The organism is Candidatus Pelagibacter communis (assembly GCF_001179965.1).
Taxonomy (GTDB): domain Bacteria; phylum Pseudomonadota; class Alphaproteobacteria; order Pelagibacterales; family Pelagibacteraceae; genus Pelagibacter.
Map to the genome: position 1 here is coordinate 1 of NZ_CVSH01000050.1, position 1,057 is coordinate 1,057.

The 1,057-nt window shown below is 23.6% G+C and carries 1 protein-coding gene; it reads left to right on the forward strand.

The window, feature by feature from the left end:
- Positions 1-463: 463 nt before the first annotated feature.
- Positions 464-1,057 (forward strand): methyltransferase domain-containing protein (locus AMN73_RS02310; protein ID WP_075534673.1); only part of this gene is annotated, 594 nt, incomplete at its 3' end.

Genomic DNA, 1,057 nt, shown 5'->3' on the forward strand with positions numbered 1-1,057 from the left:
TTTATTACTGATCGAAATTATCATTATTTTAAAAATTTTATTATTTTATTAACCAGCCTTTATTGTTTGGTAATATTTATAACAGGCTACCTGTTTAGCAAAATTAAAATTAACAATATATCAAACAATTTTGATACATACTTTATAAGCGGCGCCTCAATATATATTGGGACTTTTATTATAGGATCAAATTTTGATTATAGATTAATTTTTTTAATACTCACCATCCCTTACATTATCAATATAAATAACTTTTATCTAAAATTTCTTTTAATTACATCTATAACCATATCTATAAATAGTTTTTTATTTCAGCATAGTGAGTACCTATTTTTGTCTGAGATAAATCATTGGATTTATTACACAAAAGCAGCATTTGTATATTTATGCAAATTTTTAATTTTATCATTTCTTTGTTTCCTGCTAGGTTCCAATTTAAAAAAAATAAATTTTCTTAGTTTAAATGACAAAAAATAAAAAAATTAAATTTTCTTACTCGAATTTAAGCAAGTATGAGAATTATCAGTACAAGGGTTTAATAGGATGGCTAATGAAATATGATCACAGTGAACTTGAGCAGGATTTGCCAAAAAATAATTTTTCAAAAACGCTTGAGATTGGTCCTGGATTTCATTCGCATATTGACTACATAAAGCATGACTATGATAAATATTATATTCTTGAAAAAGAAAAAGATAAAATTAGTTTTCATAAAAAAAGAAAGAATAAAAAAATAATACTTTCAACTTACAAAAAAGACAAAATACCTTTTAAAAATAATTTTTTCGATAGAATTATAATGTGTCATGTACTTGAACACATAAACAATCCAGAAAAGTTTATTTTAGACGCAATGACGAAACTTAAAAAAGGAGGAGTCTTTTCAATTGCATTACCTACTGATCCTGGTTTTTTATGGAGAATGGGAAGATTATTCAGTAAAATTTTCTTTGTCAAAAAAAAACAGAATATCTCTATAAAAGAGTATGATTATCTAAATTCTATCGATCATGTAAACAGTATATTTTCTTTATATAACATTTTAAATTTTTCAATT